This window comes from Variovorax sp. Soil_C_39, from assembly GCF_057656815.1.
This window is the reverse complement of sequence record NZ_JBDGJQ010000004.1, coordinates 495243-520907: the sequence shown is the minus strand read 5'-3', so window position 1 is coordinate 520907 and position 25665 is coordinate 495243. Positions and strand designations below refer to the sequence as shown.

Annotated in this window: 24 protein-coding genes; 6 read left to right on the top strand and 18 right to left on the bottom strand. The window is 68.0% G+C overall.

Features of this window, described 5'->3' with window-relative positions:
• Positions 1-16 precede the first annotated feature (16 nt).
• Genes pgaD through pgaA form a run of 4 tightly spaced genes read right to left on the bottom strand, consistent with a single transcriptional unit; the run spans position 17 to position 6432 of the window.
• A complete protein-coding gene (gene pgaD, locus AC3A6J_RS13865; protein ID WP_487860525.1) occupies positions 17-601 on the bottom strand; it encodes a poly-beta-1,6-N-acetyl-D-glucosamine biosynthesis protein PgaD in 585 nt (194 codons plus the stop codon).
• Positions 591-1868: a poly-beta-1,6-N-acetyl-D-glucosamine synthase gene (gene pgaC / locus AC3A6J_RS13860; protein ID WP_487860524.1), complete on the bottom strand. Its 1278-nt coding sequence runs from the start codon at positions 1866-1868 to the stop codon at positions 591-593. Before pgaC ends, pgaD begins: the two co-directional genes overlap by 11 nt.
• Positions 1865-3919, bottom strand: a complete 2055-nt coding sequence (gene pgaB / locus AC3A6J_RS13855; protein ID WP_487860523.1) for a poly-beta-1,6-N-acetyl-D-glucosamine N-deacetylase PgaB — start codon at positions 3917-3919, stop codon at positions 1865-1867. Before pgaB ends, pgaC begins: the two co-directional genes overlap by 4 nt.
• Positions 3919-6432: a poly-beta-1,6 N-acetyl-D-glucosamine export porin PgaA gene (gene pgaA / locus AC3A6J_RS13850; RefSeq protein WP_487860522.1), complete on the bottom strand. Its 2514-nt coding sequence runs from the start codon at positions 6430-6432 to the stop codon at positions 3919-3921. Before pgaA ends, pgaB begins: the two co-directional genes overlap by 1 nt.
• A gap of 511 nt (positions 6433-6943) precedes the next feature.
• Here pgaA and AC3A6J_RS13845 point away from each other — a divergent pair.
• Complete coding sequence (locus AC3A6J_RS13845; protein WP_487860521.1) at positions 6944-7138, top strand: hypothetical protein; 195 nt, start codon at positions 6944-6946, stop codon at positions 7136-7138.
• 228 nt (positions 7139-7366) lie between these two features.
• On the opposite strand, the gene bdcA is transcribed toward AC3A6J_RS13845, so the two are convergent.
• Positions 7367-8080: an SDR family oxidoreductase gene (gene bdcA / locus AC3A6J_RS13840; protein WP_487860520.1), complete on the bottom strand. Its 714-nt coding sequence runs from the start codon at positions 8078-8080 to the stop codon at positions 7367-7369.
• A gap of 70 nt (positions 8081-8150) precedes the next feature.
• Between bdcA and AC3A6J_RS13835 the strand changes: the two genes are divergently transcribed.
• A complete protein-coding gene (locus tag AC3A6J_RS13835; RefSeq protein ID WP_487860519.1) occupies positions 8151-8741 on the top strand; it encodes a TetR/AcrR family transcriptional regulator in 591 nt (196 codons plus the stop codon).
• Between the two features lies 1 nt (position 8742).
• Here the strand turns inward: AC3A6J_RS13835 and AC3A6J_RS13830 are convergent, their stop codons facing one another.
• Positions 8743-9639, bottom strand: a complete 897-nt coding sequence (locus AC3A6J_RS13830; protein WP_487860518.1) for a LysR family transcriptional regulator — start codon at positions 9637-9639, stop codon at positions 8743-8745.
• A gap of 120 nt (positions 9640-9759) precedes the next feature.
• Between AC3A6J_RS13830 and AC3A6J_RS13825 the strand changes: the two genes are divergently transcribed.
• The gene (locus tag AC3A6J_RS13825; RefSeq protein WP_487860517.1) at positions 9760-10377 is read left to right on the top strand and encodes an FMN-dependent NADH-azoreductase; all 618 of its coding nucleotides are present in this window, start codon (positions 9760-9762) and stop codon (positions 10375-10377) included.
• 18 nt (positions 10378-10395) lie between these two features.
• Here AC3A6J_RS13825 and AC3A6J_RS13820 read toward each other — a convergent pair whose 3' ends face one another.
• The 4 genes from AC3A6J_RS13820 to AC3A6J_RS13805 form a co-directional block, all read right to left on the bottom strand.
• Entirely contained in the window at positions 10396-11082 is a 687-nt protein-coding gene (locus AC3A6J_RS13820) for a class I SAM-dependent methyltransferase (RefSeq protein WP_487860516.1), read from the bottom strand.
• 21 nt (positions 11083-11103) lie between these two features.
• Entirely contained in the window at positions 11104-12084 is a 981-nt protein-coding gene (locus AC3A6J_RS13815) for a Bug family tripartite tricarboxylate transporter substrate binding protein (RefSeq protein ID WP_487860515.1), read from the bottom strand.
• Between the two features lie 39 nt (positions 12085-12123).
• Positions 12124-13161, bottom strand: coding sequence for a Rieske 2Fe-2S domain-containing protein (locus AC3A6J_RS13810; RefSeq protein WP_487860514.1), 1038 nt, complete (start codon positions 13159-13161; stop codon positions 12124-12126).
• A 108-nt stretch (positions 13162-13269) separates the two neighbouring features.
• The gene (locus AC3A6J_RS13805) at positions 13270-14076 is read right to left on the bottom strand and encodes a helix-turn-helix transcriptional regulator (protein WP_487860513.1); all 807 of its coding nucleotides are present in this window, start codon (positions 14074-14076) and stop codon (positions 13270-13272) included.
• A gap of 199 nt (positions 14077-14275) precedes the next feature.
• Between AC3A6J_RS13805 and AC3A6J_RS13800 the strand changes: the two genes are divergently transcribed.
• Positions 14276-14827: a PH domain-containing protein gene (locus tag AC3A6J_RS13800; protein ID WP_487860512.1), complete on the top strand. Its 552-nt coding sequence runs from the start codon at positions 14276-14278 to the stop codon at positions 14825-14827.
• Here the strand turns inward: AC3A6J_RS13800 and AC3A6J_RS13795 are convergent.
• The 6 genes from AC3A6J_RS13795 to AC3A6J_RS13770 all read right to left on the bottom strand — a co-directional run bounded on the left by AC3A6J_RS13795 (position 14730) and on the right by AC3A6J_RS13770 (position 21020).
• A complete protein-coding gene (locus tag AC3A6J_RS13795) occupies positions 14730-15467 on the bottom strand; it encodes a class I SAM-dependent methyltransferase (protein WP_487860511.1) in 738 nt (245 codons plus the stop codon). The genes AC3A6J_RS13800 and AC3A6J_RS13795 overlap by 98 nt on opposite strands.
• A gap of 174 nt (positions 15468-15641) precedes the next feature.
• Entirely contained in the window at positions 15642-17030 is a 1389-nt protein-coding gene (locus AC3A6J_RS13790; RefSeq protein WP_487860510.1) for an FAD-dependent oxidoreductase, read from the bottom strand.
• 6 nt (positions 17031-17036) lie between these two features.
• Positions 17037-17582, bottom strand: a complete 546-nt coding sequence (locus AC3A6J_RS13785) for a phosphonate degradation HD-domain oxygenase (RefSeq protein ID WP_487860509.1) — start codon at positions 17580-17582, stop codon at positions 17037-17039.
• A gap of 13 nt (positions 17583-17595) precedes the next feature.
• The gene (gene phnY / locus AC3A6J_RS13780; RefSeq protein WP_487860508.1) at positions 17596-19044 is read right to left on the bottom strand and encodes a phosphonoacetaldehyde dehydrogenase; all 1449 of its coding nucleotides are present in this window, start codon (positions 19042-19044) and stop codon (positions 17596-17598) included.
• Between the two features lie 19 nt (positions 19045-19063).
• Complete coding sequence (gene phnA, locus AC3A6J_RS13775) at positions 19064-20290, bottom strand: phosphonoacetate hydrolase (protein ID WP_487860507.1); 1227 nt, start codon at positions 20288-20290, stop codon at positions 19064-19066.
• A 1-nt stretch (position 20291) separates the two neighbouring features.
• On the bottom strand, positions 20292-21020 hold the full coding sequence (locus tag AC3A6J_RS13770; protein WP_487860506.1) for a phosphonate utilization associated transcriptional regulator: 729 nt from the start codon (positions 21018-21020) through the stop codon (positions 20292-20294).
• A gap of 114 nt (positions 21021-21134) precedes the next feature.
• On the opposite strand from AC3A6J_RS13770, the gene AC3A6J_RS13765 reads away from it, so the two are divergent.
• Both AC3A6J_RS13765 and AC3A6J_RS13760 read left to right on the top strand, forming a co-directional pair.
• Positions 21135-22265 (top strand): 2-aminoethylphosphonate--pyruvate transaminase, encoded by a 1131-nt coding sequence (locus tag AC3A6J_RS13765; RefSeq protein WP_487860505.1) that lies wholly within the window; start codon positions 21135-21137, stop codon positions 22263-22265.
• Between the two features lie 124 nt (positions 22266-22389).
• Positions 22390-24867 (top strand): sensor domain-containing protein, encoded by a 2478-nt coding sequence (locus AC3A6J_RS13760; protein WP_487860504.1) that lies wholly within the window; start codon positions 22390-22392, stop codon positions 24865-24867.
• Here AC3A6J_RS13760 and AC3A6J_RS13755 read toward each other — a convergent pair.
• Together AC3A6J_RS13755 and AC3A6J_RS13750 are read right to left on the bottom strand one after the other, a co-directional pair.
• A complete protein-coding gene (locus tag AC3A6J_RS13755; protein WP_487860503.1) occupies positions 24845-25081 on the bottom strand; it encodes a hypothetical protein in 237 nt (78 codons plus the stop codon). The two genes, AC3A6J_RS13760 and AC3A6J_RS13755, sit on opposite strands and share 23 nt — an antisense overlap.
• A 20-nt stretch (positions 25082-25101) precedes the next feature.
• Positions 25102-25653 carry a YbjN domain-containing protein gene (locus AC3A6J_RS13750; protein WP_487860502.1) on the bottom strand — a complete coding sequence of 184 codons (552 nt, stop codon included), beginning with the start codon at positions 25651-25653 and terminating at the stop codon, positions 25102-25104.
• Positions 25654-25665 lie beyond the last annotated feature (12 nt).

Below are 25665 nucleotides of genomic sequence, written 5' to 3'. Positions count from 1 at the left end.
GGACGAAGCCACCGAACTAGCGCGCCGTGGGTGCCGGGCGCAGCGCGGGCTCCAGCAGGCCCGGCGTCGTGTCTTGTGCATCATGCAGATGGCCGTGCAGATCATGCTGCACCAGCAATTGCCGCGCGCGCTGCCAGGCCGACAGGCGCGCAGGTGGCACGGAGATGTACGACGCCAAGGCAAACAGCGACGAATGCGCCTCGTCGGCAGGTGCTGCGCGCCGGCGCTGCATCCGCCGCAGCGGCGCAATGGCCAGCATCGACGCGAGGATCGCGCCGATGACGAGGGCATACAGTCCCAGCAGATGCAGCACTTCGGGTTGCGAGCGTGCGCCGAGCACGTAAGGCCATGCGTACCAGACAGCACAGAACCAGATAGCAACGTTCACTGCGGGGCGCAGCACGCGCAGCCACAGGTACATGGCGAGGGTCCGCAGGGGCGAGCGGCCGTCACCGAAGGCGCGCAGCGGAATGCGTGCGGCGTCGATGATCGGTTCTTCTCCCGCGGGCTGCCCCCAGGAACGGCGCCGCACGGGTGGCGTGGCGTCGGTACCGGCGGTGGTGGTGGTGGCTTGGATGTGTAGATTGGATTCAGGGTGCATTGGAAACTCCTCGGTCAGGGCTCGTCCACACCGCGCGCTTGCCGCGACGGCGCAACAGGGCCTTAGGTAAGGCGACCACCGTGGCCGCCATGGTGATGGTCCAGAAAGCGATCGGGTACCAGATGGTCCCGACGAAATAGCGCATCAGGTCTCGGTCGTAGCGACGGTCGATCCACAGGCTCAGCAGCATCTGCAGGATGCAGGTCATCGCGAGCAAGGTGCCTTGCCAGTGCGGCAGCAGCGCCGAATGCCACGCCGATCCGGCGGGCAGGAAGGGGCGCAGAACGCCGATGATCAGAACGAGCGCCATGGCATAGGCCCACACCACGCTGACCATGTACTCGGCGTAGATCAGCCACATGCGCCAGTGACGAGGCCGCAGGATGCGGGTGGTGTAGCGCAGCATGGTCTGTATGCCCCCGAGGGCCCAGCGCTCGCGCTGGTTCCAGAGTCCACGCAGCGTCTCGGGCATGAGGATCCAGCACAGTGCGCGCGGCTCGAAGCGCAGCTGCCAGCCGCCGAGCTGGAGCTTCCAGCTCATGTCGATGTCTTCGGTCATCACGTCGGGACTCCAGAAGCCCACGTCGATCACCGCGCGGCGGCGGAACATCGCGATCACGCCCGAGACGGTGAACAAGGTGCCCACCAGCTGCTGAGAGCGCCTGATGAGGCCGATGATCGAGGAGAACTCGCCGACCTGCATGCGTCCGAGCAACGAGGTGCGGGTGCGGATGCGCGGATTGCCGGTCACGGCGCCGATGCGCTCGGAGTCGAGCATCGGCTTGAGCATCCATGCGATGGCGTTGACGTCCACCAGCGCATCGCCATCGATGCCGAGAATGTATTCGCCGCGCGAGAGCTGGCAGGCGGTGTTCAGACCCACAGCCTTGCCCTGGTTGCTTGTGTTGTGAATCACCCGCAACCGGCTGTATTCCGCCGTCATGGCGTCGAGCAGGTCGCCTGTGCCGTCGGTGCTGCCGTCGTTGACCGCGATCACCTCGAAGTTCGGATAGCGCGTACGCATCAGCTGCTCGATCACCTCGCGCAGGTGCGGTGCCTCGTTGAAACACGGCACCACCACGGTGACCAGGGGCTGCGATGCAAGCGTCTCCAGGGGATCGATGTCGACGTCCCGTCGGCGCTCGAAGAACCAGGCGTGCGACAGCCCACCCGCCATCCATACGTACGCCATGAAGAACGGGTAGTAGAAGACGAAGCCGAACAGCAGCGATGGCAGCATCTGCGAAAGGTCGTGAAAGGTGTTCATGGCGAGCGGCTCTCTGGCGCAGTGCTGGCTGCGGGTGTCGTGGCTTGAATCGGCAGGGCGCGCGGCAGCAGGGTGCGCACCGAGATCGCGCGGCGCACGACCTCCAGCGAAGGCTGGTTGTTGAGGAAGTCGTCCGGGTAGTAGCCCAGGTGCCTCACGCCCATGCGATGCAGCAGCGCCCATTGGCGCGCGAGTTCTTCGTCGGCCACCGGCTTGCCGGTGCGCCAGTCACGTGCCTGCAGTTCGAACACGGTGCCGTCCAGGCCGCCCGGCGTGGACGCCACCCGGCGCGCCAGGCGCGAAAGCCAGGCGTTCGCATCGTCCTCGCGCTCCATGCGGGGCATGGCCATCAATGCCACGTAGTCGTAGGCGGCGAGCGAAGCCTCGTAGCTCTGTGCGAACCACTGCTCCGCGGCCGGGTCGAGCACCGGCCGCGCGTAAAGGTTGCGCGCGGTTTCGAGGCCCGGCCGCCAGGCACCCGTGCGCGCGGCGAGCTCTTGCGTGAATTCCGTCAGGTAGCGCGTCTTGGCGTCCGTCCAGCGCGCCATCAACGCTGGATCGGCCCGGATGGCGGCCACGTCGGCCGGCAGGCCCCAGTGGCCGTAGGCAGCGAGCGCGGAGGGGCTTGCGTCCTCGTCGTCCGAGAGCGTGGCATCGTCATGGAACAGCAGGCCCTCGAAGAAGGCATGGCGCCCCAGGTCTTCGTAGATGTCGCCCACGAGCGAGCGCACCGCCGGATCGAAGGGCGACAGCCGGTGGTAGCGGTCGACCGGTGTGCCGCCGTCCGTGGTGCGCACCGTGTGCGTCGCCAGCGGGTTGGATGCCGGCAGCCGAAACGCCATGACCGGCATCCACGCGTAGACCTTCACGCCGGTGCGGCTACGCAACTGCCAGGCCGCGCGGCCGAAGAGGTCGGCCCTTGTCGGAAGCTGGCGGTTCGGAAAGTAGAGCGCATCGGCCACGCCGTCGCCGTCGGGATCGGCATAGGCCTGCAGGAACACCGCGCGCGGCCGTACCGCGGCCACGCGGTCGATCAATGCCGAGAGGTTGCGTTCCTGCTGCGCCGGGTCGGGATCGTAGACATAGTCCAGGTCCACATGCATGACCCGGTTGATCGGCCGCAGTTCGCCGCCGACGGGGCTGCGCAGCAGCCGGGCGTAGTCCGGCCCTTCGTTGTCGTAGGCCACCAGCGCGCGGCGAATGCGAGACAGCGGCACCGATGGAGCGTTCGGCCCGTCGTCGAGCGTGAAGCCGACCGGCATGCCTGCGCGTTCGGCGGCCTTCAGTGCCACGGCGTTGTAGGCGCCATAGGGCCACACGATCGCGCGGACCTTGGCGCCGGTGCGCGCCTCGATGATCTGCCGGCTGCGGCGCAGGTCCGACTCGATGCGCTGCATGTAGGTCGCGTCGTCCTCATAGCCGGCGGTGGCCGGATCGTAGCGGTGGGTCGCAGCCGACGGCAGCATGTTGCCTTGGGGATTGGCCTGCACGCCGGTGTGCAGCGCGTCGCTGTGACTCGCCAGTTCGACCAGGCCGGAGCGCGCCATTTCGGCGGCTTCGCTCCAGCGGAGGAAGTTGCCGCGGGGCACGGGCTTGTCGCCGTAGGCGACGTTGCCGTTCTCCGGTGCCTCGAGCCAGCCCGTCACCAACGCCAGCAGCGCCGGATACTTGAAGCGCTGCAGCAGCGGGAAGACCTTGGTATAGGCGCTGCGGTAGCCATCGTCGAAGGTCAGCAGCACGGGTCTGGAAGGCAGCGGGTTGCCGCCGGCGCGCGCATCGATCACCTGCTGCAGGCTGATCGGGTGGTAGTCGTTGTGCTGAAGCCAGGCAAACACATCGGCGAGCGTGCGCTCGTCGATGGCGGTTTCGTCGGGTGAGTCTTCGAAGCTCGCTCGCACGTCGCCCCGCACGTCGTGAAAGGAAAGCACGCGAAAGCTCACGCCATCGTCGGCGTCGGCCGGCGGCAGCGGCTGCGCCTGGCCCGGGAGCGCAAGGCCCAGCAGCAGCCAGGCAGCGGCGGCGCGCAGGAAGGGAAAGAGGTGGGTTCGCATCACGGCAGAGGCATCGAAAGATTCATGAAGACGCTGCGCTGTCGTTCGCGCACACCGTCGTAGGGATGGCTGGAAATACCCAGCCCGTATCGCAGAGTCAACTTCGGGCCCAGGGCCCATTTGTGTTCGTAGCGCAGGGCCCAGAGCGGGCCGGTGCCGAAGCCGGCCTGGTGGTAGCGGCCACCGGTGGCCTCGATGGCCTGAAAGAACTGCCGGTCGTCGCTTTTCCAGTTGAGCCATTGCGCGCGCACGGTCAGTTGCGCGCTGGCGTCGCTCGACGGGCTGAAGTACGGCACCTCCTGCTGCTGGCTGCGGCTGGCGCCGGCGCCGAGCCGCGTTTCGAGCTGGAAGCGTGGCGTGCTGACCCAGCGTTCGTGCCAGGTGAAGTCGAGGCCGTTGCGCAGATTGCCGTCGCTGAAGTCGAGCCGCCGCCATTGCAGATCGAAGCGGCGCGCCTCGTCGACGACATGGCTCAGGGCGGCACCGGTTTCGCGTGCGCCGACGCCGGCCACGCGCGCCTTCCATGGCAGTTCCTTGCTGTCGCCATCGAAAGTGCCCGAGAGCCGCCATGCGTCTCCCGCTCGGTAGTCGAGGCGACCGGCCATGCTGGACCGGTACGGCCCGGCGTTCGAGCGCTGTACGGCGCCCTCCGCCAGCCAGCGGCCGCGCTGCCAGTTCAGGCCGATGCCGCTGCGCGCCCAGCGGGCGTTGCCGATCGAGGTGTCTCCGCGCCCGAGCGACTGGTCGTAGAAGATGCGCCATTCGTCGTCGATCAGGCCCGAACTGAGCCGGCTGTCGACGCGCCATTCACGGTCTGCGATCGCACCACCTCCCGTCGAACCTTCGGCATCGACCTCGAGCAGAGGACCCGTGAACGCACGTCGCATGCGGCCCAGCTCGCGCACTTGCGCCGTGTCCGGCGCGTCCGCCTCGAGCGATGCGGCGCGGCGGCGCGCTTCAGCGAACTCGCCCGCGTCGAGCAGCGCCTCGACATGGCCGGCGCGCGCGCCGATGTCATGAGGTTGGTCGGCGGCAAGCGCCTCGAAGCGCGCGAGCGCCGCTTCGGGATGGTCGCGCAACCGTTCGGCGAGACCGGCACCGGCGGCGAATTCGGCATTGAGCGGCGCTTCGCCGGTCAACAAGGCGAAGCGCCGTTGCGCGAGTGCGTGCCGGTCGCCGTAGAGCAGCAGCTTGCCGCGCATGCCGTTGATGTCGGTGTACTGGTCATTGGGCCGGCCGGCTTCCGGCGCGAGCCGCATCAGCGCCGGCGTGGCGGCTTCGATCCGCGTCAGCAGTGCGTCGGCTTCTTCGAAGCGGCCGGTGTCGAGGTAGGCATAGGCCAGCCCCAGGTAGAGCGGATCGGGCACTGGCAGGTTCGCGTCGCCCGCGGCAACAGCCGCTTCGAACAACGGCACGGCCTCGGCCGAGCGGCGTTCTTCCGCGAAGGCGCGCGCCGCCGCGCCGAGTGCGTACGGCGGGAGATCGGTGCCGCTCTCGCGCAGCATCTCGTACTGCGCAATGGCGTCGGACGGGCGTCCGCGTTCGACAAGGGCCAGCAGGCGATCGCACGCCAGGCGCAAACGTAGCGTGCGCCATGCCTCGGTGTCCGCAGGCTCGGCGCGCGGCGCCGATGCATCGATCCGAGCCAGTGCGCCCTGCTGTTGCGCCAGCACCTTGTCGAGCGCAACCACCCGGGCAGCGCCCATGAGTTCGTCGCGTTCGCGCACGGCCCAGCGCAATTGCTGGGCGAGTGCCTGGTGTTGCAGCGTGGACAAGGCCAGCGCAGAGAAAGTCCCGGGGTGCGCCCGTTCTGCCGCCTCGGCGTCGTCGAAAGCGGCCGATGCCGCGCCACTCGAAGCCATCAGAAATACGACCTCGCGTTGCGCGTCACGTCCTTCGGGCTGCAGCGCGGCGATCTCGGTGTACGCCGCGAGCGCTTGCAGCGGATGGCCCTCGGCACGCGCAATGGCCGCATGGAGTTCGAGCCCTTCCACGCGCTCCGCGTCTTCCGTGGGCGCGGGTTCCACAAGCGCACGATGGATGTCTCTGGCACGGGCGGTGTCACCGCTGTCGAGACGCCAGAACCCCTCGTGGATCCGCGGCGCCCGCGCTGCGGGCAGGCGTTCCCGCCAGACCGCGACGGTTTCGCCTTGCAGCGCAAGGTCTTGCGTGCGGCGTGCAGCACCTGCCAATGGACCCAGCGCGTAGTCGTGCAATCCGGCGGGCGACCGCTCGCGGCCCAGGACCACCGCTTCGGCGAACTGGCGGTCGTCGACCGCGATCACGACCGCGTCGGACACCGCGCGTTGGCGCTGGGCATTGCTGAGCGGCATGGCAAGCCACGCCTTCAGCTGCGCCAATGCCTGTGCGGCCGAGATGCGGCCAACGCGTTGCGCGTCGATCAGTTCGTCGTGTTGGCGGGCGTCGTATGACGCCGTGCTGCGCTCTGCGGCGGCCGGCGGCTCGATGCCTTTCGGATTGGCAAGCGCCGCCGAAGCGCCGAAAGCCAGCATGCAAACGATGGGGGGTAAGACACGCACTTTCTGTGCGAGGTACTGAGGCAAGGCGTCGGGCTGCGCTGAATTGCGCGCGGCCACGACCCTGCCTCCATCAATCTTGTGGAATGGCACTCTGCTCCCTTGGGTGACACCGCTGCGCAGCGAGTCGCCAGGGCAGAAGCGAACGTTCAAGCACAAACTCGTGTGCCGGAAAGTTAGTAAAAACGGACTCTATGAGGATTTGCTAACAAAAGGTCGCGTTCTGGCAAAGATGTGGCCAGAGCGTGACCTGGTGCGCAGAAACCGGCTTATCTCCGCGGTTGAGCGCAAGAAAGCCTTCGAAGGGCTTGAATTGGCGTGTCAGCCGATCCAGCGATCGGAGCCGGGCCCTTGTCCGACGCTCAGAATCCCGGGGCGGGCATAACTTAAGTTCTCCCCGCTCCCTCTGCGGGACCTGGATGCACCACCGCACCCAGGTTTACACCCAGCTGCGCGCTGGGTTTTTTTCTCGCTCACCTGGACACACATGGCCGTTAAGAAGAACGACACGCTCGCCCGCATTCGGCAGAAGTTTTCCGTCCCCGCACGCCGCGGCGGATTGGTCAAAGTAGCGGGCGTGAGTGGCGTCATCACCGGCATGAGCGGAGACTGCGTCAGAGTGAAGCTGGTGGGAATGGAGCGAGGCGTTCCATTTCACCCGCATGAGATCCACTATTCGTAGCTTGCTGGCGGGCGAGACGCATGCTCCATGAGGAGCGAAAGGCCGGTGCCGCGCGCCGTGATCGAGGGCCTCAGCGCTCAGGGCAGTTCTGCAAGTGAACGCCCGTGAGCCCCGTCTGAAGACGCGCGCGAAGCTCATCGACGAACTGCATCGGCTTCGCAGGTGGCGTGGTTCCGCAGAAAGCCATCAGCACCTTCTTCCCGCTTCTCAACGCGGGCTGCTGGCCGGTCAAGCCCCGAAAGCGCCGTCGATCGTGTGCATGGCCCCGGTCACGAAACTGGCTTCGGGGCCCGCCAGCCAGGCCACCATTCCCGCCACCTCGTCCGAGCGCCCGTGGCGCTTGATGGCCATGAAGCTGTGCATCAGGTCCTTCATCGGACCGTTCTCGGGGTTCGCATCGGTGTCGATCGGACCGGGCTGCACGACGTTGATCGTGATGCCACGCGGTCCGAAGTCGCGTGCCAACCCGCGCGCCATTCCTTGCAGCGCGGATTTGCTCAGCGCATAGGACGCCATGCCGGGCAGCGGCATCCGGTCACCGTTCACCGAACCGATCACGATGATCCGCCCGCCGCTGGGCATCTGCCGCGCGGCCTCCACCGAGGCGTGGTACGGCGCATGGACATTGATGCGGAACAGTCGATCCACCGCGTCCGGGTCCTGCTCGAGCGCGTCGCCGAAGATCGCGATGCCGGAGTTCACCACGAGCACGTCCAACGGGCCGCTGTCACGGACCCGGGCAATGACGGCGTCCCGATCGGCACTGTCCGTCGAATGCGCCGTGCTGCCGGTTTCCTCGGCCAGGCGCTGTGCCGCTTCCGGTGAGCCGGCGTAGGTGAACGCCACCCTCGCGCCGTCCGCCACGAAGCGCCGTACGATGGCGGCCCCAATTCCCCGGCTGCCGCCGAGCACCAAAACCGACTTGCCTTTGAACGCTGACATGGTGTTCCTTCATATTAATGTAGTGCATGATACATAATTCCCTTTGGTCCATGTCAAGGATTTTGTAATCATGACTACAGATATTGCGCGCACCCGTGGCCGGCCACGCGCATTCGATCCGGACGAAGCCGTCGCGACCGCGCAGCGCCTCTTCCACGAGCGCGGCTACGACGCGCTCGGCGTCTCCGACCTCACGAAGGCGCTCGGCATCAACCCGCCGAGCTTCTACGCGGCGTTCGGCAGCAAGGCCGGCCTGTACGCGCGGATCCTCGATCGTTACGCCAAGACCGGCGCTGTCCCGCTCTCGGAGATCCTGGGCGCCGACCGTCCATTGGCGGAATCGCTCGCGCAGGTGCTGGAGCATGCCGCTCGCAGCTACGCCGCCGACCCCCACGCGACGGGGTGCATGGTGCTCGAGGGCACACGCGCCAACGACCCAGAGGCGCGTGGCGCAGCCTGCGGCTTCCATGCGGCTGCGCAAGACGTGATCCGTCGCTGCATCGCCGAGCAGTACCCGCAAGAAGCGGATCGGCTGGCGGATTTCGTCTGCACGACTATGGCCGGGCTCTCGGCGAGCGCGCGCCACGGGCAAGGTCTCGACCGCCTGCTGGCCACCGCGCGGCTTGCGGGCGAGGCGATCAAGCAGGCCCTGCCGGGTTGAATCAGGCCTTGAGACGCCGCTGGAGGTCGTCGAGCAACCAGCGGCCAGCCGGCCCGGGCGTGCGGTTGCGCTGGTGGGCCGCATAGATCATCAGTCCCTCGCGCGGGGTCGGATCGTCCTGGACCTTGAGCACCTTCAATTGCCCTGCCTGGATCGGGCCGGCGACCAGATGCTCGGGCATCCGGCACCATCCGAATCCGGCAAGAAGGAAATCAAGGCGACGTCCCAGGTCAACGAAGCGCCACAACCTGGCGCTCGATAGTCCGTAGCTGGGCCCGGACGGGTCCACCGGATCGGAGAGCACCAGTTGCACATGGGGCTCGAGGTCGCTGGGCGTCGCTGCCCGTTTCAGCGCAGCCAATGGATGCGTCGGTGCCACGACAGCACGCATGCCGATGCGCAGCAGCGGGTGGGCAACGATGTCCTCGGGCACGGCAGGCAGGAGCATGCAGATGGCCAACGCTGCCGAACCGCTGCGCAGCCGCCGCAGCGAGCCGCCGAGTCCTTCGGTCGAGAAGCTCACCGGAAGATCGGGAAAGGTATCGCTGAGCGCGCGCAAGCTTTCGATCAAGGGCGCCGTCGGCACCAACGGATCGATCGCGAGCGCGAGTTCCGGCTCCAGCCCGCCGCGCGTGCTCGCCGCGACAGCCTCGAAACGCGCAGCGCTCGCCAGCACCAGCCGCGCCTGGTCGACCAGCACGCGCCCGGCCTCGGTCAATTGGGGCCGGTGGCCGCGCCGGTCGAACAGCGCAACGCCCTGCACTGTTTCCAGCGCGGCGACGGCCTGGCTGATCGCCGATTGCGCCCGCCTGAGCGTGCGGCCGGCGGCAGAGAAACTGCCGGCATCCGCGATCGCGACGAGAACACGCAGCTGGTCAAGGGTCAGGGTTCCGATCATGATCCATCATATATTCAGATGGAAATCATCATATTTTTATCTCTTCCCCTGATGAGTAGCGCACGGTCCAATCATTCCGAACAGCCCAATTTCTTCGGCTGGCATTCTCAGGAACCATTGATGACCCAGCTTCTTGTCGTTGAGACCAGCCCCCGCGGCGAGCACTCCATCTCGCGCCAGATGACCCGGCGCTTTGTCCAGGATTGGCGCGCCGCGCATCCCGATGGAGAAGTGATCGTGCGCGATCTCGCAGAAACAGACCTGTCGTTCGTCACCGCCCCCTGGCTGGAGGCCTATTTCACGCCGCCGCAGCAGCACTCGCCCGAGATGAAGCGCGTGCTGCAGGTGTCCGACAGCCTGGTCGACGAATTGCTCGCAGCCGACCACATCGTCGTGGCAACTCCCGTCTACAACTACAACGTGCCGGCCGCACTGAAGGCATGGGTCGATCACATCGTGCGCAAGGGATTGACGCTCGGCTTCGACGGCCAGGGTCTCGTCAAGGGCAAGAAGGCCACCGTGCTGCTCGCCTCCGGTGGCGTCTACGCCGAGGGCTCGCCGATCCGCGACCGCGATATCGCGACGCAGTATCTGCGGCTGATCCTGAATGTCATCGGCATCAGCGATGTGACGGTCGTGGCCGGCGGCGGTGCCAAGGCGGTGGATTTGCGCGAGCAGACCATGGACGGGTTCCTGGCGAAGCTGCAGCCGGCGATCGAGCAGGCTGCGAGGGGTTAGTGTCCTGTTCGCGAGCCTTCAGGCACACGCCACCCACCCCCGAAACGCCAGCCCCGCATAGAACAACTGCACGTCCGTGAAGCCGGCTTCGCTCAGCAGTTCTTCTTCCTGCGCCGGCGCGAGCAGCGGCAGGCGCTCGCCGATTGCCGTGGCCGCATGGCGCGCGTTCTCGGGCGCGACACCCGAGGCCGCTGCAAAGGCCGCATAGCGCGAGAGCCACAGCGACTTCTGCGCTTCCGGCGACTGCGGAAAACTCAGGTGCGCCATGACCAGCGGCGCGCCCGGGCGCATGCGGCGGCGGATCTCCAGCAAGGTCGCGCGGCGTTCCTCGAGGCTCAGGAAGTGCATCGTCAGCAGGCAGGCCGCGGCATCGAATGGCCCCCCCGGCGCGGTGTCGGTATAGCCATGGTGGAGCGCGACACGCGCCATCAGCGGGCCGAGGGTCTGCTGCGCCAGGTCGAGCATCGGCTGTGCGGGATCGACGCCGACGAAGTGCCATTGCGCAGCGGCCTCGGCGAACGCCTTCAACTCCAGGCCACCACCCGCGCCGACGATGAGCACGTGCGCGTCCACCGGCGCGCGCTCGGCGAGCAGCACTGCCGCCATCTTGTGGAGGTCGTGCACGCCCGGCACCAGGCGGGCGGTCTTCTCGGCGTAGTTGGCGACAGCGCTTGCGTCGCCGAAAGGGGCTTGGGTCTGAGACATCCGGACAGTCTAGGCCCTGCCCTACTGCGCCTCGATCCCAAACTCACGCATCCGCTTGACGATCACCTCGAAGTCCCGCTTGTAGCTTTGGCTGAACTCCTCTGGCGTCGTGTTGAGCATCTCGAGGCCGCGCTCGGCCATCTTCGCCTGCACATCCGGCATCGCGGCCGCGGCGCGCAGAGCGGCGGTCAGGCGCTCGACGACGGGCTGCGGCGTCTTCGCGGGCGCGACGAAGGCGATCCAGACCGCGGCTTCGAACAAGGGGTCGTCGAAGCCGAGTTCGCGCATGGTCGGCACCTGCGGCAGCACTGCTGAGCGCTCGCGCCCCATGATCGCGAGCGGCACGATCTTGCCGGCCTGCACATGCTGGCGCGCGAGGCCGGCCGAGGTGAGGCCGACGCTCACGGTGTTGCTCAGCAGGTCGGCCATCACCGGCGCTTCGCCGCGCTGCGGCACATGGACCATGTTCGCATCGAGTTTGCGATTGAGCGCCTCGCCCGCTAGGTGGCCGAGCCCGCCCGGCCCCCATGTACCGTAGCTCAGTTGCTGGCCGGGCCTGGCGGCGAGCTTCTTGAAGTCGTCCATGTTCTTCACGCCGAGCGCCAGGTTGGCGGACAGGATGGCGGGACTGCGCACCACCTGCGTGAGAAAGACGAAGTCGCGCTGCGGGTCGTAGGGCAGGCTCTTGTAGAGCGCGACGTTGTTGATAAGCGAGTCGCCCAGCGTGACGGCGATCGTGTAGCCATCGGGCGCAGCCCGAGCCACCTCGCCCAAGCCCACGGCACCGTTGGCGCCCGCCTTGTTGTCGACCACCACCGCCTGGCCGAGCGACTTGGCGACACGCTCGCCGATCAGCCGCGCCACGAAGTCGTTGGCGCCGCCGGCCTGCGCGGTGACGACGATGCGTATCGGCTTGGTCGGGAAGGTGGCTTGGGCGAAGCCGGCGACGGGCAATGCCGAGAGGACGGTCGACAGGCTCAGGGCCAGGAAGGTGCGGCGCATCGGGGGTCTCCTTTTCTTGTGTGTTTCAGGCGGTCGAATTCAGGCCGTTGCGCGCGCCGGCGACGGCGCGCTGCGCTCCCGCTCGACCTCCTGCTGCAGCAGGCGGCGATAGCGGACCAGGGCCTGGTCCATGCCGAGCAGCAGCATCGGAACGTCGGGGTCGATGTTGCGATGCTGTGCCGTGATCGTCTCGCGGTCTTCCTCGAAGGCGGTGACCAGCCCGCGGTAGATCGCTTCCGTCACGGCCGGGTCGCCGATGCTGCTGCGGTGCGACTGCTGGAAGAAGTAGTGCGTGGTGGTCTCGGTCTCTGGCGTCAGCGTCTGGCAGCTGTGCAACTGCACGCCGCCGCGCAGGTCGCCCTCGGCCTGGCCCACGGGCGCCCCGCCCGAGTGCATCAGCAAGGTGCCCGGCAGCACGAAGTCGTAGATGAAGTAGCGGTCGACGTTGCGGTCGAAGGCCTGGAACGATCTCCAGAATGGCGAGGGCGGCACGTCCGGAACATGCCGCGTGACGCGGATGCCGCGCGGGATCGGCTCGATCTTCGGAACCGCCTGCGCGATCGCGGTCGACCCGCCCAGCGTGGCCTCGTGCACATAGCTCAGGTGCGAGAAGTCGAGCAGGTTGTCGCAGACCAGGAGGTAAGGCGTGTCGTAGTGCACGTAGCCGGGCTTGTACGACCAGTCGGGATGGTCGCAGGAGAAGTTGTCGGGCAGCAGTGCGCGGTCGGCCAGCGCCGGGTCGCCCATCCAGACGAAGATCCATTGGTTGTGCGACACCACCGGATAGGTCCGCACGCGCGTCTTGGCGGGAATGCCCGCGAGGCCGGGCGCTTCGACGCAGATGCCGGCCGCGTCGAACTTGAGCCCGTGGTAGCCGCAGCGCACGCAGTCGCCTTCGCGGCGTCCGCGCGACAGCGGCGCATGGCGGTGGCAGCAACGGTCCAGCATCGCGACCAGGCCGCCATCGGCAGTGCGGTAGACGAGGATCGGCTCATCGAGCACGCGCCGCGTGAACAGACCTTCGGCGGGAACCTCGTGCTCCCATGCAATGACGTACCAGCAGTTTCGAATCCACATGCCTGTCTCCGTAATGTCCAGGCAATGTAGAAAACGCAGGCCGTGCCGTCTGTCCCCGCAGAAGGGTACAAGCGCACCCGGGCCGCGTCGGCCGCGCGGGCCTGCCGCTCAGTGGATGAAGCGCATGAGCTGCTGCCGCCCGTGGATCGCCAGCTTGGCGTAGGCGCGCTTGCGCAGCGTCGCGACGGTCGACGCCGCGATGCACAGGTCGGCAGCGATGCCGTCGGTGCCGATGCCGCAGGCGATCCGCGCACACACCGCGCGCTCGCGCGGCGAAAGCAGCGGCGCCGTACGCTGCAGCGTGCGCTCGATCTCTCGCCCGCGCAGCGCGGCATCAGGCGACGCGAGGTGGGCGAAGAGCGCGTTGCGATGCGCTCTCTTGAGGATCGGCGCCAGCCCCAGGAGCCGCTCGACGTCGGCCTCTTCGAACCGGCCGTCATGCGCGTCACGGTAGAGGTTGATCGCGAACAGCGTGCGCGGCAGCGGTGCATAGAGAAAGCTCAGCCGGCCGGTGAGCTGACGCCCCACGAAGATCTGGTCGCGCCAACCTGGGTCGGGAATGTCCGCCACGTCGTAGAGCAGCGCGGTCACGGGCGCATGTGAAGAGGCTTCGCCGACCATGCGCGCGGCCAAGCGCGTGAGCTCGTCGGCCTGGCGGAAGCGGCGCTTGTAGAGCGAGAAGCACTCCGCCGTGATGTTTGCGTGGCGCCCCGTCGAATGGCCTTCGACCTGCGAAGGCACGCCATCCACGTACTCGACGAGCGAGATGTACTCCACCGGCAGGACCTGGTTCACGAAGTCGAGCATCTCGCGCGCCGGCGCACGCCCGTCGCCCGCGTCGAGCAGGCGCGCCATCGCCGCGGCATCGAGCATGTGCCCTGCCGGTGGAACGTCGAGCAGCCAGGTGGAAGCCATGACGCCGGAATATAGGCAAGCCACCCGCGAATCAACAGAGTGAATGCCCGCAGCGACGCGCCGCCGCGGGTAAATACCCAACAACTCGATGCGGCAACCAGTGCCTCCCGCTTTTCCGTGACATCTTCCTCGACATCCTGGTCAACGCTATGCTGCGCCGAGCCGGCTCAGTTTGAGGCGAGTAAAGTCTTGCGGCCACATGACACTCCAGCCACTGCAACCCAAATCGATCCTCTTCCTGGTTGCAGCCGTCGCCATCGGTCCGGTCGTTGCAAGCTGGGCACTCCTGCGCCAGAACGCCCCCGCGGCGAACACGGTCGTGCTCTGGGCGATAGTGACCATCGCAGTCATCACGGGTGCTGTGCTCGGTGGCGCGCTGCTGCGCCGGTCCTTGACGCTCGGCAAGGACGAGATCGCGCTCAAGACAACCTTCTACGCGCGCACGGTCAAGCTCGCCGAGATCACCGGCGTGGAGGAGATCAGGCCCGGGAGCACAGAGGATGTGATCGGCATGAGAGTCAACGGGCTCGGGCTGCCCGGATTTCAATCGGGCTGGTTCAGCGCCAGGTCCGGAGGTCGGGTTTTCGTAGACCGTGGAGCGGGCGGCTACCTTCTGATCTCTGTCGGGCAGCAGCCAAAGCTCGCAGTGGGCGTCAGGGATGCGACGGCAACCATGGCGCTTCTTCAGCAACGCCTTGCGAGCGCGCAGCATTGCGCAACACCACCAGCTTCGACAGCCCGAACAGATTGACCGACTCCACGCTGAGCTCCTGCCAGTCGTGGGCAAGGATCTGCTCGTCGTAGCGAAAATCGGAGCGGAACCCCACATGCTCGGCCGCCGAGCGCACGGCGCGTTCCAGCAGCCACCACGCCTTGCTGCCGCTGAAGTGATTCAGCACCACGAGCGTTCCGTCGGGCTTGCACACCCGCCGCGCCTCGCGCACGAGCTCGGCGGGCCGGGGCGTGACCGACAGCACGTAAGGCAGGGTCACGCAGTCGAAACTGGCATCGGGAAAGCGCATGCGCTCGGCATTCATGTGCTCGATGGCGATGTGGTGCTGTGGCAGCCGGGCCGCGCGCTCGCGGGCGCGCTCGAGCATGTCGTGCGACAGGTCGATGCCGACGATGCGGCATTCGGGCGGGTAGCCGGCCAGCGCCAGGCCGGTGCCCACGCCGACCTCAAGCAGCGAGGCCGGCTGCAGCGTGCGAACGCACTGCGCCATGCGCCTGCGCCCGGGCTCGAGCACCTGGCCGAACACGGTGTCGTACAGCGGCGCCAGCCGGTCGTAGGTGCGGGCAACGCCCGCCTCCAGGGCTGGCGACTCGGGCAGCGGGCGGTCGCCGTGCGCCGCGTGATGAGGGTCGACCGATCGGGCTCTGCTGTCCGTCATCTTCATTCCGTTCCAGTTCCAGGTGGGGCGCAAGCCGCCAGTTTGCACATTCCTGGCTGCGCGGCAAGCGGGATGCCCGTCCGCGCGTGCGCACGCACCGGGTGGCGCACGCTGAAGCTCCGCAAGAATTGCCGAAAGTCTTGCCGCGCGGACGCCCTGCCGCCGCGGCGCTTCTCAGCCCTTGTCGGCCTTGCCCGCCGCGTTCGCCAGCTTGCTCAGCATGCGGTCCACCAGCCAGGGTTGGCGGTTCTCGTCCTCGGCGCGCTCCTTGCGGCGGATCGCGTTGCGCACCACGATGGATCCCGCGTAGCGCAGCGGCTCGGGCGGAAACTGGCCGAGCGGCCCGTGCGTGATCGGGCTGCGCGTCCAGGCGTTGTCCTGGTCGAGCAGCAGCGACGAGAGGATCTGCCCGCCCATGTAGGTCGGCCCGACGCCGTTGCCCGAATAGCCGAAGCCGTAGTAGATGTGGGGCGCGCCGTCGAGCCGCCCGAAGAACGGAAAGCCCGTGGCCGAGCGGTCGGACGGCCCGTTCCAGCTCGCCGTGATCGGCGTGTCGCGCAGCGCCGGAAAGAACGCATGCAGCGCCTGCGTGAGCTGTGCCTCGTACGGCGATCGCTGGTCGAACACCCGGGCCATGCGCCCGCCCCAGGCGAAGGTGTTGCCGCCCTTGCCCAGCATGAGGCGGCCGTCGACCGTGCTGCGGTAGTAGTAGACGAAAGTGCGCGAGTCGAGCACCGAGACGCCGTCCGTCAGGCCGATGCGCTGCAGCAGCTCGGGGCACTTCTCGGTGATGACCATGTCGCTCGAGACGATCGCGATCGTGCGCTCGAACTGCGCGAAGCGGCTCGCCATCCAGGCGTTCATCGCGAGCACCAGCTTCTTCGCCTGCACACTGCCGGCCGGCGTGCGCACCACCACCGGGTGGCCGCGTTCGAAGTCGAGCATCGGTGTGCGTTCGTGGATGCGGATGCCCATCGCCATCGCCACCCGGCGCAAGCCCCGCACCAGCTTGCCGGGGTGCACGGTGGCGGCGATCGGCGAGTACACGCCCGCGAGGTTGCGCGCCGACCCCGAGCGCCGCGCCACCTCGTCGGGCGGCAGCGCGTGGTACGAGTGGATGCCGCGCGACGCGAGCGCCTGCATCATCGGATCGAGCGTGCCGACCTGCGCCTGCGAGGTGGCGGTGTAGAGCGTGCCGTCGCGCCGCAACTCGGCATCGATGCCGTGGGCGGTGCAGAAGTCGGCGATGTGCCCGACCGCGGCCTCGGAGGCCTTCACGAGCCGCACCGCCTCGTCCTCGCCGAACAGGCGGCGCAGTGTCAGGAACTTGGCCGACCAGGTGAGCAGGCAGCCGCCGTTGCGGCCGCTCGCACCGGCGCCGCACAGGTCCTGCTCGAGAATGACGATGTCGAGCGCGGGCGCCTGCAGCTTGGCCTGGATCGCGGTCCAGAGGCCGGTGAAGCCGCCGCCGACGATGCAGACATCGGCCTGCTGTTCGCCCTGCAGCGCGGGGGCCAGGTCGCCGTCGTTGAAGAGGGCCTGCTCGATCCAGAAGGGGCGCATGCGTGCTTACGCCGCGGCGAGTTCGAGGTGCCGCAGGAAGTGGGCGAGGTCGGGCGTGCGCGCGTCGGGCAGCTTGGCCACGTCGTCCCAGCGCCGCAGCCGGACCGCGTCCATCGCATGGGGGAGCGCCTCGAAGGCGCGGGCCGCGGCCTCGTCGAACACGCCGCCCTGCAGTTGCAGGCTGCGCTTCGAGTCGGGAGACAGCGCCTCGAGGTAGCCCGACTCGCGCGCACAGAGAAAGCGCTTGGCATCCACATGCAGCCGGATCGGCGCGAGCGTCGCGTCGCCGAACAGTCGGCGCAGAAACGGCAGGCAGCGGTACTGGTGCAGGTCGTCCAGGCCCTGCTGCGTCGGCGTGCCGCCGAAGTCGTGCAGCAAATGGCCCAGGTCGTGCAGCAGAGCGGCCGCGATGAGCGCGCTGTCCGCACCCGCCTGCTCGGCCAGGTGCGCCGACTGCAGCGCATGTTCGAGCTGCGTGACGGGCTCGCCGTCGTATTGCGCGTGCCCCTTGGTTTCGAACAGGCCGACGATGTCGGGAAGGTTCAGGCTCACGGTCTTGGCCCTCTCACCACGGCAGCGAATAGGTCTTGGTGTTGGTGAAGCTCTTCATCGCCTCGAGCACGCCTTCCTTGTAGCCCAGGCCCGAGTCCTTGATGCCGCCGAAGGGTGTGAGCTCGAGCCGGTAGCCCGGCACCTCGCGCACGTTCACGCTGCCCACCTGGAGCTCGCGGATGAACTGCGTGATGTAGTCGAGGCGGTTGGTGCAGATCGACGACGACAGGCCGTAGGCCGTGCCGTTCGAGATGCGGATCGCCTCCTCGATGTTCTTGAAGCGGATCACCGGCGACACCGGCCCGAAGGTCTCTTGCTTGGCCACCGTCATCTCCGGGTCGACATGGTCGAGCACCGTCGGCGAGTAGAGCGCGCCGCGGCGCTCGTTGCCGTACAGCAACTTCGCGCCGCCGGCGATGGCCTCGTTGACCACCGCCTCGAACTGCTTCGCGGCGGCTTCGTCGATCACCGTGCCCATGTCCATGGCGGGGTCCATCGGGTCGCCGTATTTCAGCGCGCGCGTCTTGGCCACCAGCAGCTCGACGAAGTGGTCGGCCACGGATTCGTGCACCAGCATGCGCTTCACTGCCGTGCAGCGCTGGCCCGAGTTCTTGTACGAGCCGCTGGCCGCGAGCGTGGCGGCCTCCTCCACGTCGGCGTCTTCCATCACGATGATCGGGTCGTTGCCGCCGAGCTCGAGAATCTGGCGCTTGTAGGCCGCCTTGCCCGCGATGTACTTTCCGATCGGCACACCGCCCGTGAAGGTGACGAGGTCGACGTCGGCGTTGGTCAGCAGCTCGTCGGCGATCTCCTTCGGGTCGCCCGTGATCACCGACAGCATCTGCGGCGGCAGCCCCGCCTCGTACAGGATGTCGGCCAGCAGGAAGGCCGCGAGCGGCGTCTTCTCGCTCGGCTTGAGCACGATGCGGTTGTTGGTGGCGATGGCCGGCGCCACCTTGTGGATCACCTGGTTCAGCGGATGGTTGAACGGCGTGATCGCGGTGATGGCGCCCAGCAGCGGCTCGCGCAGCGTGTAGACCTTGCGGCTCTTGCCATGGTGCGTGAGGTCGCACGAGAACACCTGGCCGTCGTCCACCAGCGCCTGGTTGGCCGCGAACAGCAGCACGTCGGAGGCGCGGCCCACTTCGTAGAGCGAGTCCTTGCGGCACAGGCCCGACTCGAGCGTGATGGTGCGCGAGATTTCGTCGAGGCGCGAAGCGATGATCTCGCCGGCGCGCATCAGGATCTTGTAGCGCTCGTAGCGCGTGAGCGTGGGCTTGTAGTCGCGCGCGGCGCGCAGCGCGTTGCGCACGTCGTCGAGCGTGGCCTTGGGCACGGTGGCGATCACCTCCCCGGTGTAGGGATAGGTGACGTCGATGGTGCGGTCGCGGTGGACCTTTTCTCCGGCGATGCGCAGTGCCTCGCGGTGAATCTTGCCTGGCTGGAGGGCGGCTTGGCTCATGGGGTGGTGCTCCGGAGAATTATTGGGCGTGGTTCAGCGCGAGATCGAGCGCATCGAAGTTGCGCAGGCGGCGGCCGGCGTCGACGCCCGTGACCGGGCGGTTGCAGATCAGCGGCACGCGCTGCTCCGACACGCCGCCGTGGGAACGCAGCGGCACCTCGAGCGCCGACAGGTCATGGCGGCTCGCGGCGGTGCCGATCACGGTGCTGCGCTCGCTCACCACCACGATGTCGCCGATGCGGTCGGGCGGCAGCTCGAAGCGCTTGGCAGCCTCGGCGCGCGAGAGCACCGACTCCATGCCCGGGATCTGGCGGATGCGCTCGATCCAGCCCGGCACGCTCGCGGCGTCGGGCGCATAGACGGTGGCAAACGAGCCGAGCGCGCCGTGGTGCACCACGTAGGGGTCGGTGATCGGCAGGATGACGCGCGCCGTGCCCGCGCCGTACCAGCCGTCGAGCACGTCCTGCAGGTAGATGACGTTGGGCGTGCCGTCGCTGCCGTGCTTGTCGTTCATGCCGTGGTCGGCCGTGACCACGATGGTCGCGCCCAGCGCATCGAGCTGCGCGAGGTAGCCGTCCATCATCTTGTAGAAGGCGTTGGCCGCGGGGCTGCCCGGCGCGGCCTTGTGCTGAACGTAGTCGGTGGTCGAGAGGTACATCAGGTCGGGGCGGCCCGATTCCATGAGCTTCACGCCGGCCGCGAACACGAACTCCGACAACTCGGCGCTGTAGACCGAGGGCACCGGCATGCCGACCATGCCGAGCACGTCGTCGATGCCGTTCTCTTCCATGGTCACCTGGTCCGACTTCTCCGACGAGAAGCAGATGCCCTTCATCTTGTGGCCCAGCAGCTTGCGCAGCTTGTCCTTGGCGGTGACCACCGCCACCTTGGCACCCGCATCGGCAAAGGCCGCGAGCACGGTGCCGGCGCGCAGGTACTTGGGGTCGTTCATCATCACTTCCTGACCGAGCTCGCGATCGAAGAAGTAGTTGCCGCAGATGCCGTGCACCGCGGGCGGCGCGCCGGTCACGATCGAGAGGTTGTTCGGGTTGGTGAACGAGGGCACCACGCAGTCGGCCAGCAGGTCGGCGCCCTCCTTGCGCATGCGTGCGATGGCCGGCGCGACGCCGGCCTCGATGGCGGCGTCGAGGTAGGCAGGCTCGCAGCCGTCGACGCAGACGACCACGATCGGGCGCGCCATCCAGCGGTAGCTCCTGGCATTGACTTCGAGTGTCTCCGGTGTCATTTCAGACTTCCTTTTGGGGTGGGTTGTTCGTTGCGTCGGCCATGCCGGGCGCGGTGCGGCCGAAGGCCTTGTGCATGCGGGCGCGGCTGCCCGCCACGTGCTCGCGCAGCGCGCGCCCCGCGGTGTCGGGGTTGCCGCTCGCAATGGCGTCGACGATGCGGTTGTGCTCGTCGGCCGACACGCGCAAGCCGCCGCCGCTGTCGAGCGCGCGCATCCGGAAGAGGTGGAGCTCCTTCACCAGGCGCTTGTAGGTCTCGGTGAGCTTCTGGCTGCCGGCGGTGTCGAGCAGGATCTCGTGGAACTGCAGGTTGAGCTGCGCGTACTGCGCCACGTCCTGCGCCTGCGCGGCCGAGCGCATGGCCTCGACCATGGCGCGCAGCCGCGCCACCGCGTCGGGCGAGATCGCGAGCGCCACGCGCCGCCCGATGATCTCTTCGAGCGCTTCGCGCAGTTCGTAGATCTCGTCGGCTTCCTCGAACGCGATCTCGCGCACGAACACGCCGCGGTTCTTCTCGTTGCGCACCAGCCCCGCTTCTTCCAGCGCCCGCAGGGCTTCCCGGATCGGGCCGCGGCTGGTGTTGAAGCGCTGCGACAGCTCGCTCTCGTTGATGCGGCTGCCCACCGGGAGCTCGCCCGTCATGATCAAACGCTCGATCTCTTCCTGCATCAGCATTGGCAGCGAGCTGGACTGGAGGAATGCGAGGGCGGCGGAGTGATTGCTGGTGATCATGGGGCGAATTTTTCTCGATGGATTGCAAACTGTCAACAATTTATTATTGACAGTCTTCAATCATCCATCTACATTTCGCTCTCCGCCCGGAACGCCACGCTCGGAGAGAACACGATGACACCGACCCCCAGCCCCATCCTGCTCACGCCGGGGCCGCTCACCACCTCGGACCGCACGCGCCAGGCGATGCTGCGCGACTGGGGCTCGTGGGACGGCGACTTCAACGAGATCACCGCGCGCATCCGCGAGCGCGTGCTCGACATCGTGCACGGCACGGGCACGCACGAATGCGTGCCGATGCAGGGCAGCGGCACCTTCTCGGTCGAGGCCGCCATCGGCACGCTGGTGCCGCGCGACGGCCATGTGCTGGTGCCGAGCAACGGCGCCTACTGCCAGCGCCTCGTCAAAATCTGCCGCGTGCTGGGCCGCAAGGTCACGACCATCGACTACACCGAAGACCAGCAGGTGCAGCCCGCCGACGTGGACCGTGCCCTCGCCGCCGACCCGGGCATCACGCACGTGGCGGTGGTGCATTGCGAGACCGGCGCCGGCGTGCTCAACCCGCTGCACGAGATCGCGCTGGTGGCCGCCAGGCACGGCCGCGGCCTCATCGTCGACGCGATGAGTTCGTTCGGCGCACTCGAGATCGATGCGCAGAAGACACCCTTCGATGCGGTGATCGCGGCCTCGGGCAAGTGTCTCGAAGGCGTGCCGGGCATGGGCTTCGTGGTGGTGCGGCGCGCCACGCTCGAGCGCTGCGAGGGCAACAGCCACTCGCTCGCCATGGACCTGTACGACCAGTGGGTGTACATGGAAAAAACCACGCAATGGCGCTTCACGCCGCCCACGCATGTGGTCGCGGCGCTCGACGAAGCCATCGCCCAGTACCTCGAGGAAGGCGGCCTCGCGGCGCGCGGTGCGCGCTATGCGCGCAACTGCAAGGCGCTCGTCGACGGCCTGGCCGCGCTCGGCCTGCGCAGCTTTCTAGCCCGCGCCATCCAGGCGCCGATCATCGTGACCTTCCACGCACCTGACGATCCGGCCTACGACTTCAAGGCCTTCTACCAGCAGGTGAAGCAGCGCGGCTACATCCTCTACCCCGGCAAGCTGACCCAGGTCGAGACCTTTCGCGTCGGCTGCATGGGGCACTTCGGCGATGCGGGCATTCCGGGCGCGGTGGCGGCCATCGGGGAAACCCTGAGGGCGATGGGCATCCGCCAGGGCGCGGCCGCCGTGGCAGCCTGAGGCCGAAGCGGCGCCACGACAGTCACCGCTGACGCGCCGGCCCGAATCCGTCCTGCCAGGGCGGGGTTGGCAGTGACCTACCATGCATGCCTTGGGAGATCCTCTTCAGAGGAAGGACATCGACATGGGTGACTACCGGGCGGCGCATTCGCCGGCGCATCTGCTGGACCCCTCGGTACCGGTGGCGGCGATCCTCGACAGCGTCGGGCACGCCGTGATCATCAAGGACGAGGCCTCGCGCTTCGTGCACCTCAACGCGCCCGCCTGCGCGCTGCTCGGCATCCCGCTCGAGCGCGCGCTCGGAAAGACGGATCACGACGTGCTGCCCGCGGCGACGGCCGACCGCATCCGCGCCGTCGACCTCGAAATACTCGCCAGCGGCAACGCGCGCAGCTTCGAGGAAGAGATCACCCTGGCGGACGGCTCCACACGGATCCTGTTCACCTGCAAGCAGCCGGTCGAACTCATCGGTGCCGAGGGCCGGCTGCTCGTGGCGGTGATCTCCGACGTCACCGCGCTGCGCACGGCCGAGCGGGTGCTGCGCGACAGCGAGGCCCACTACCGGTCCTTCGTCGAACTGCATCCGCAGATCCCGTGGATCGCCGATGCGTCCGGCGCAGTCATCGAGGCCGGGCCCGGCTGGCCGCTGCTCACGGGCACCAGCGTCGAAAGCGGGCTGGGCGTCGGGTGGGAATCGGTGCTGCATTCCGACGACCTCGAACGCGTGCAGGTCCAATGGCAGGCGTCACTGGTCGATGGCACGCCCTTCGATGCCGAATACCGGGTGCAGAGCGCCGAGGGAGGGTACAGGTGGCACCGCAGCCGGGCGGCTCCGCGGCGCGATGAGCACGGCCGCATCGTGCGCTGGTACGGCCTGCTCGAGGACGTTCACCCGCAGCGCATCGCAGTCGACGCGCTGCGCGAAAGCGAGGCATCGGTCAAGGGCATCTTCGACAGCAGTCCCGACTGCATCAGCATGCTCGACCTGTCGGGACGGACGCTGCTGATGAACAAGGCGGCACAGCGCATGATCGGCGTGGACATCGCGGAGCTCGCCGACCGCGCGGTGCTTGAAAAGATCTTTCCCGAGGGCCGGCTGCAGAGACTGCGCGCCATGTTCGACGTGGTGCGCGCGGGCGGCACCGCCCGCATCGAGCTCGACTCCGTCGATGCGGAGGGCACGCACCGCTGGCTCGACGTCATCGCGGCGCCCGTGCTCGACAGCGCCGGGACGCCGAGCCGCATGGTGTCGATCTGGCGCGACGTCAGCGAGCGGCGCCATGCCGAGGAGGAACGGCTGCAGGCGCAGAAGCAGGTGTCGCACATGGCGCGCCACGACGTGCTCACGGGGCTGCCGAACCGCGTGGCCTTCCGCGAGGCGCTGCAGCGGCACCTCGCCGACGCGGCCGGTCGCGCGGCCGCGGTGGCCGTGCTGACGCTCGATCTCGACGGTTTCAAGGCCGTCAACGATGCCTACGGCCATGCGACCGGCGACCTGCTGCTGCGCGCCGTGGCCGAGCGCCTGCGGCTGTGCGTGCGCGCCGACGACGACACGCTCGCACGGCTCGGTGCCGACGAATTCGCGATCGCCTGCACGGGACTGCAGCAGCCCGACGAGGCCATGGCGATCGCCCAGCGCCTTGTGGGCATCTTGCAGCCGCCCTTCGAACTCGACGGGCAGAAGGTCGGCATCGGTGCCAGCGTCGGCGTGGCCGTGGCGCCCGACGACGGCAACGCGGCCGACGAAGTCATCCGGGCATCGGCGGTGGCGCTGCACCAGGCCAAGGCGGCAGGCGGTGGCAGCTTCTTCAGGTACGTCCACAGCATGGACGCGCAGCTGCAGACACGCCAGGCGCTCAAGCTCTCGATGCGCGAAGCGCTCGCCAAGGGCGAGTTCGAGGTGCACTACCAGGCGCTCGTCAACCTCGCATCGGGCCGCATCACCGCGTTCGAGGCGCTGGTGCGCTGGCGCCACCCCGAGCGCGGCATGATCCCTCCGGCCGAGTTCATCCCGATCGCAGAGGAGACCGGGCTCGTCACCGAGATCGGCGAGTGGGTACTTCGCGAGGCCTGCCGCGAATGCGCGGCATGGCCCGACGGCATCGCGGTGGCGGTGAACCTCTCGCCAGTGCAGTTCCGCGTCGGCCACCTCGTCGACACGGTGCGCAACGCGCTCGATGGTTCGGGCCTGGGCCCTTCCCGCCTCCAGCTCGAGATCACCGAGTCGGTGCTGCTGGGCAATGACGACATGAACCTGCGAACGCTGCAGCAGATCCGCCAGCTCGGCGTGAAGATCGCGATGGACGACTTCGGCACCGGGTACTCGTCGCTCGGCTACCTGCGCAGCTTTCCGTTCGACAAGATCAAGCTCGACCGCAGCTTCATCGCCGACCTGCCCGATGGCAAGTCGCTTGCGATCATGCGCGCAGTGGCGGGCATCGGAAAGGCGCTGGCCATCGCCACCACGGTCGAGGGGGTCGAGACCGAGGCGCAGCTGCAGGCGGTGACGCGTGAAGGCTTCGACGAGGCCCAGGGCTACCTGTTTGCGCGGCCGGTCCCGGCGGCGCAGGTGCCGGGCGTCATTGCCGCGCGGAGGGCTTGACCCGCTGCTGCCTGGCCGGCTGGGCCGCGCGGCGCGCTGCACCAAGTTCCGCCATCGAGATCTGCAGCTCGGCCATCGTCTGCACGAGGAGCGCCAGCAGCGCGGCACGCTGCCGCAGGCGCACCGCCTCGGCACGGCGCGCGCGCTCGGCCTGGCGCGTCGTCGCCTCGATGGCCGCGAGCGCCGACGGACCGGCCGCGGTGCCCTGGTGCATCGTCACGCCCGCCATGCCCATCACACGGCAGCGGCGGCCACGCCTTCGGGCGCCGTGGCGGCCTCGGCATTCGCGGCATCCCCGCGCGCCTCGGCCGCCGGCGTGTGGTTGCGCAGGTGCAGGAAGAACTCGCCCATCATCTGCATCCACAGGCGCATCGCGAACGCGAGGTAGGTCGGGCTCACGCCACCGGCCACCACCACGTCCATCTCCAGCACCACGAAGTCGCCATGCTGCGCCACCCGCGCGAAGCGCTTGGTGCGGTGCCAGGCGGCCGGCACCGAGTCGGGCAGCGTGCCGCCCTGCACGCGCAGCGGGCAGCTCAGCGTGAAGTCCGCGTACTGCGTGGTGGTGACGGGGTTGCCCCACAGCACCTGGAAGCCGATGCCGTGGCTCGCGCTGTGCAGGCGCACCACGCCGTCCTGCTCGATGGCGGTGACGGCGGCACCGGCCGCCTTGATGGCGTCGGACACCTGCTCGGGCGTCACGGCGTCCAGCAGCAGGTCGAGGTTCGTTGCAGCGGCGGCGCTGTCGGCCGCTTCGGTGTTCGTCGTCAGAGATTTGTTGGTCATTCAGGAGCCTTT

What these genes read in the sequence shown, in the direction of transcription:
- pgaD (WP_487860525.1), bottom strand. Translation starts at nt 601, where the DNA reads ATGCACCCTGAATCCAATCTACACATCCAAGCCACCACCACCACCGCC.
- pgaC (WP_487860524.1), bottom strand. Translation starts at nt 1,868, where the DNA reads ATGAACACCTTTCACGACCTTTCGCAGATGCTGCCATCGCTGCTGTTC.
- pgaB (WP_487860523.1), bottom strand. Translation starts at nt 3,919, where the DNA reads ATGCGAACCCACCTCTTTCCCTTCCTGCGCGCCGCCGCTGCCTGGCTG.
- pgaA (WP_487860522.1), bottom strand. Translation starts at nt 6,432, where the DNA reads ATGCTGGCTTTCGGCGCTTCGGCGGCGCTTGCCAATCCGAAAGGCATC.
- AC3A6J_RS13845 (WP_487860521.1), top strand. Translation starts at nt 6,944, where the DNA reads ATGGCCGTTAAGAAGAACGACACGCTCGCCCGCATTCGGCAGAAGTTT.
- bdcA (WP_487860520.1), bottom strand. Translation starts at nt 8,080, where the DNA reads ATGTCAGCGTTCAAAGGCAAGTCGGTTTTGGTGCTCGGCGGCAGCCGG.
- AC3A6J_RS13835 (WP_487860519.1), top strand. Translation starts at nt 8,151, where the DNA reads ATGACTACAGATATTGCGCGCACCCGTGGCCGGCCACGCGCATTCGAT.
- AC3A6J_RS13830 (WP_487860518.1), bottom strand. Translation starts at nt 9,639, where the DNA reads ATGATCGGAACCCTGACCCTTGACCAGCTGCGTGTTCTCGTCGCGATC.
- AC3A6J_RS13825 (WP_487860517.1), top strand. Translation starts at nt 9,760, where the DNA reads ATGACCCAGCTTCTTGTCGTTGAGACCAGCCCCCGCGGCGAGCACTCC.
- AC3A6J_RS13820 (WP_487860516.1), bottom strand. Translation starts at nt 11,082, where the DNA reads ATGTCTCAGACCCAAGCCCCTTTCGGCGACGCAAGCGCTGTCGCCAAC.
- AC3A6J_RS13815 (WP_487860515.1), bottom strand. Translation starts at nt 12,084, where the DNA reads ATGCGCCGCACCTTCCTGGCCCTGAGCCTGTCGACCGTCCTCTCGGCA.
- AC3A6J_RS13810 (WP_487860514.1), bottom strand. Translation starts at nt 13,161, where the DNA reads ATGTGGATTCGAAACTGCTGGTACGTCATTGCATGGGAGCACGAGGTT.
- AC3A6J_RS13805 (WP_487860513.1), bottom strand. Translation starts at nt 14,076, where the DNA reads ATGGCTTCCACCTGGCTGCTCGACGTTCCACCGGCAGGGCACATGCTC.
- AC3A6J_RS13800 (WP_487860512.1), top strand. Translation starts at nt 14,276, where the DNA reads ATGACACTCCAGCCACTGCAACCCAAATCGATCCTCTTCCTGGTTGCA.
- AC3A6J_RS13795 (WP_487860511.1), bottom strand. Translation starts at nt 15,467, where the DNA reads ATGACGGACAGCAGAGCCCGATCGGTCGACCCTCATCACGCGGCGCAC.
- AC3A6J_RS13790 (WP_487860510.1), bottom strand. Translation starts at nt 17,030, where the DNA reads ATGCGCCCCTTCTGGATCGAGCAGGCCCTCTTCAACGACGGCGACCTG.
- phnY (WP_487860508.1), bottom strand. Translation starts at nt 19,044, where the DNA reads ATGAGCCAAGCCGCCCTCCAGCCAGGCAAGATTCACCGCGAGGCACTG.
- phnA (WP_487860507.1), bottom strand. Translation starts at nt 20,290, where the DNA reads ATGACACCGGAGACACTCGAAGTCAATGCCAGGAGCTACCGCTGGATG.
- AC3A6J_RS13770 (WP_487860506.1), bottom strand. Translation starts at nt 21,020, where the DNA reads ATGATCACCAGCAATCACTCCGCCGCCCTCGCATTCCTCCAGTCCAGC.
- AC3A6J_RS13765 (WP_487860505.1), top strand. Translation starts at nt 21,135, where the DNA reads ATGACACCGACCCCCAGCCCCATCCTGCTCACGCCGGGGCCGCTCACC.
- AC3A6J_RS13760 (WP_487860504.1), top strand. Translation starts at nt 22,390, where the DNA reads ATGGGTGACTACCGGGCGGCGCATTCGCCGGCGCATCTGCTGGACCCC.
- AC3A6J_RS13755 (WP_487860503.1), bottom strand. Translation starts at nt 25,081, where the DNA reads ATGCACCAGGGCACCGCGGCCGGTCCGTCGGCGCTCGCGGCCATCGAG.
- AC3A6J_RS13750 (WP_487860502.1), bottom strand. Translation starts at nt 25,653, where the DNA reads ATGACCAACAAATCTCTGACGACGAACACCGAAGCGGCCGACAGCGCC.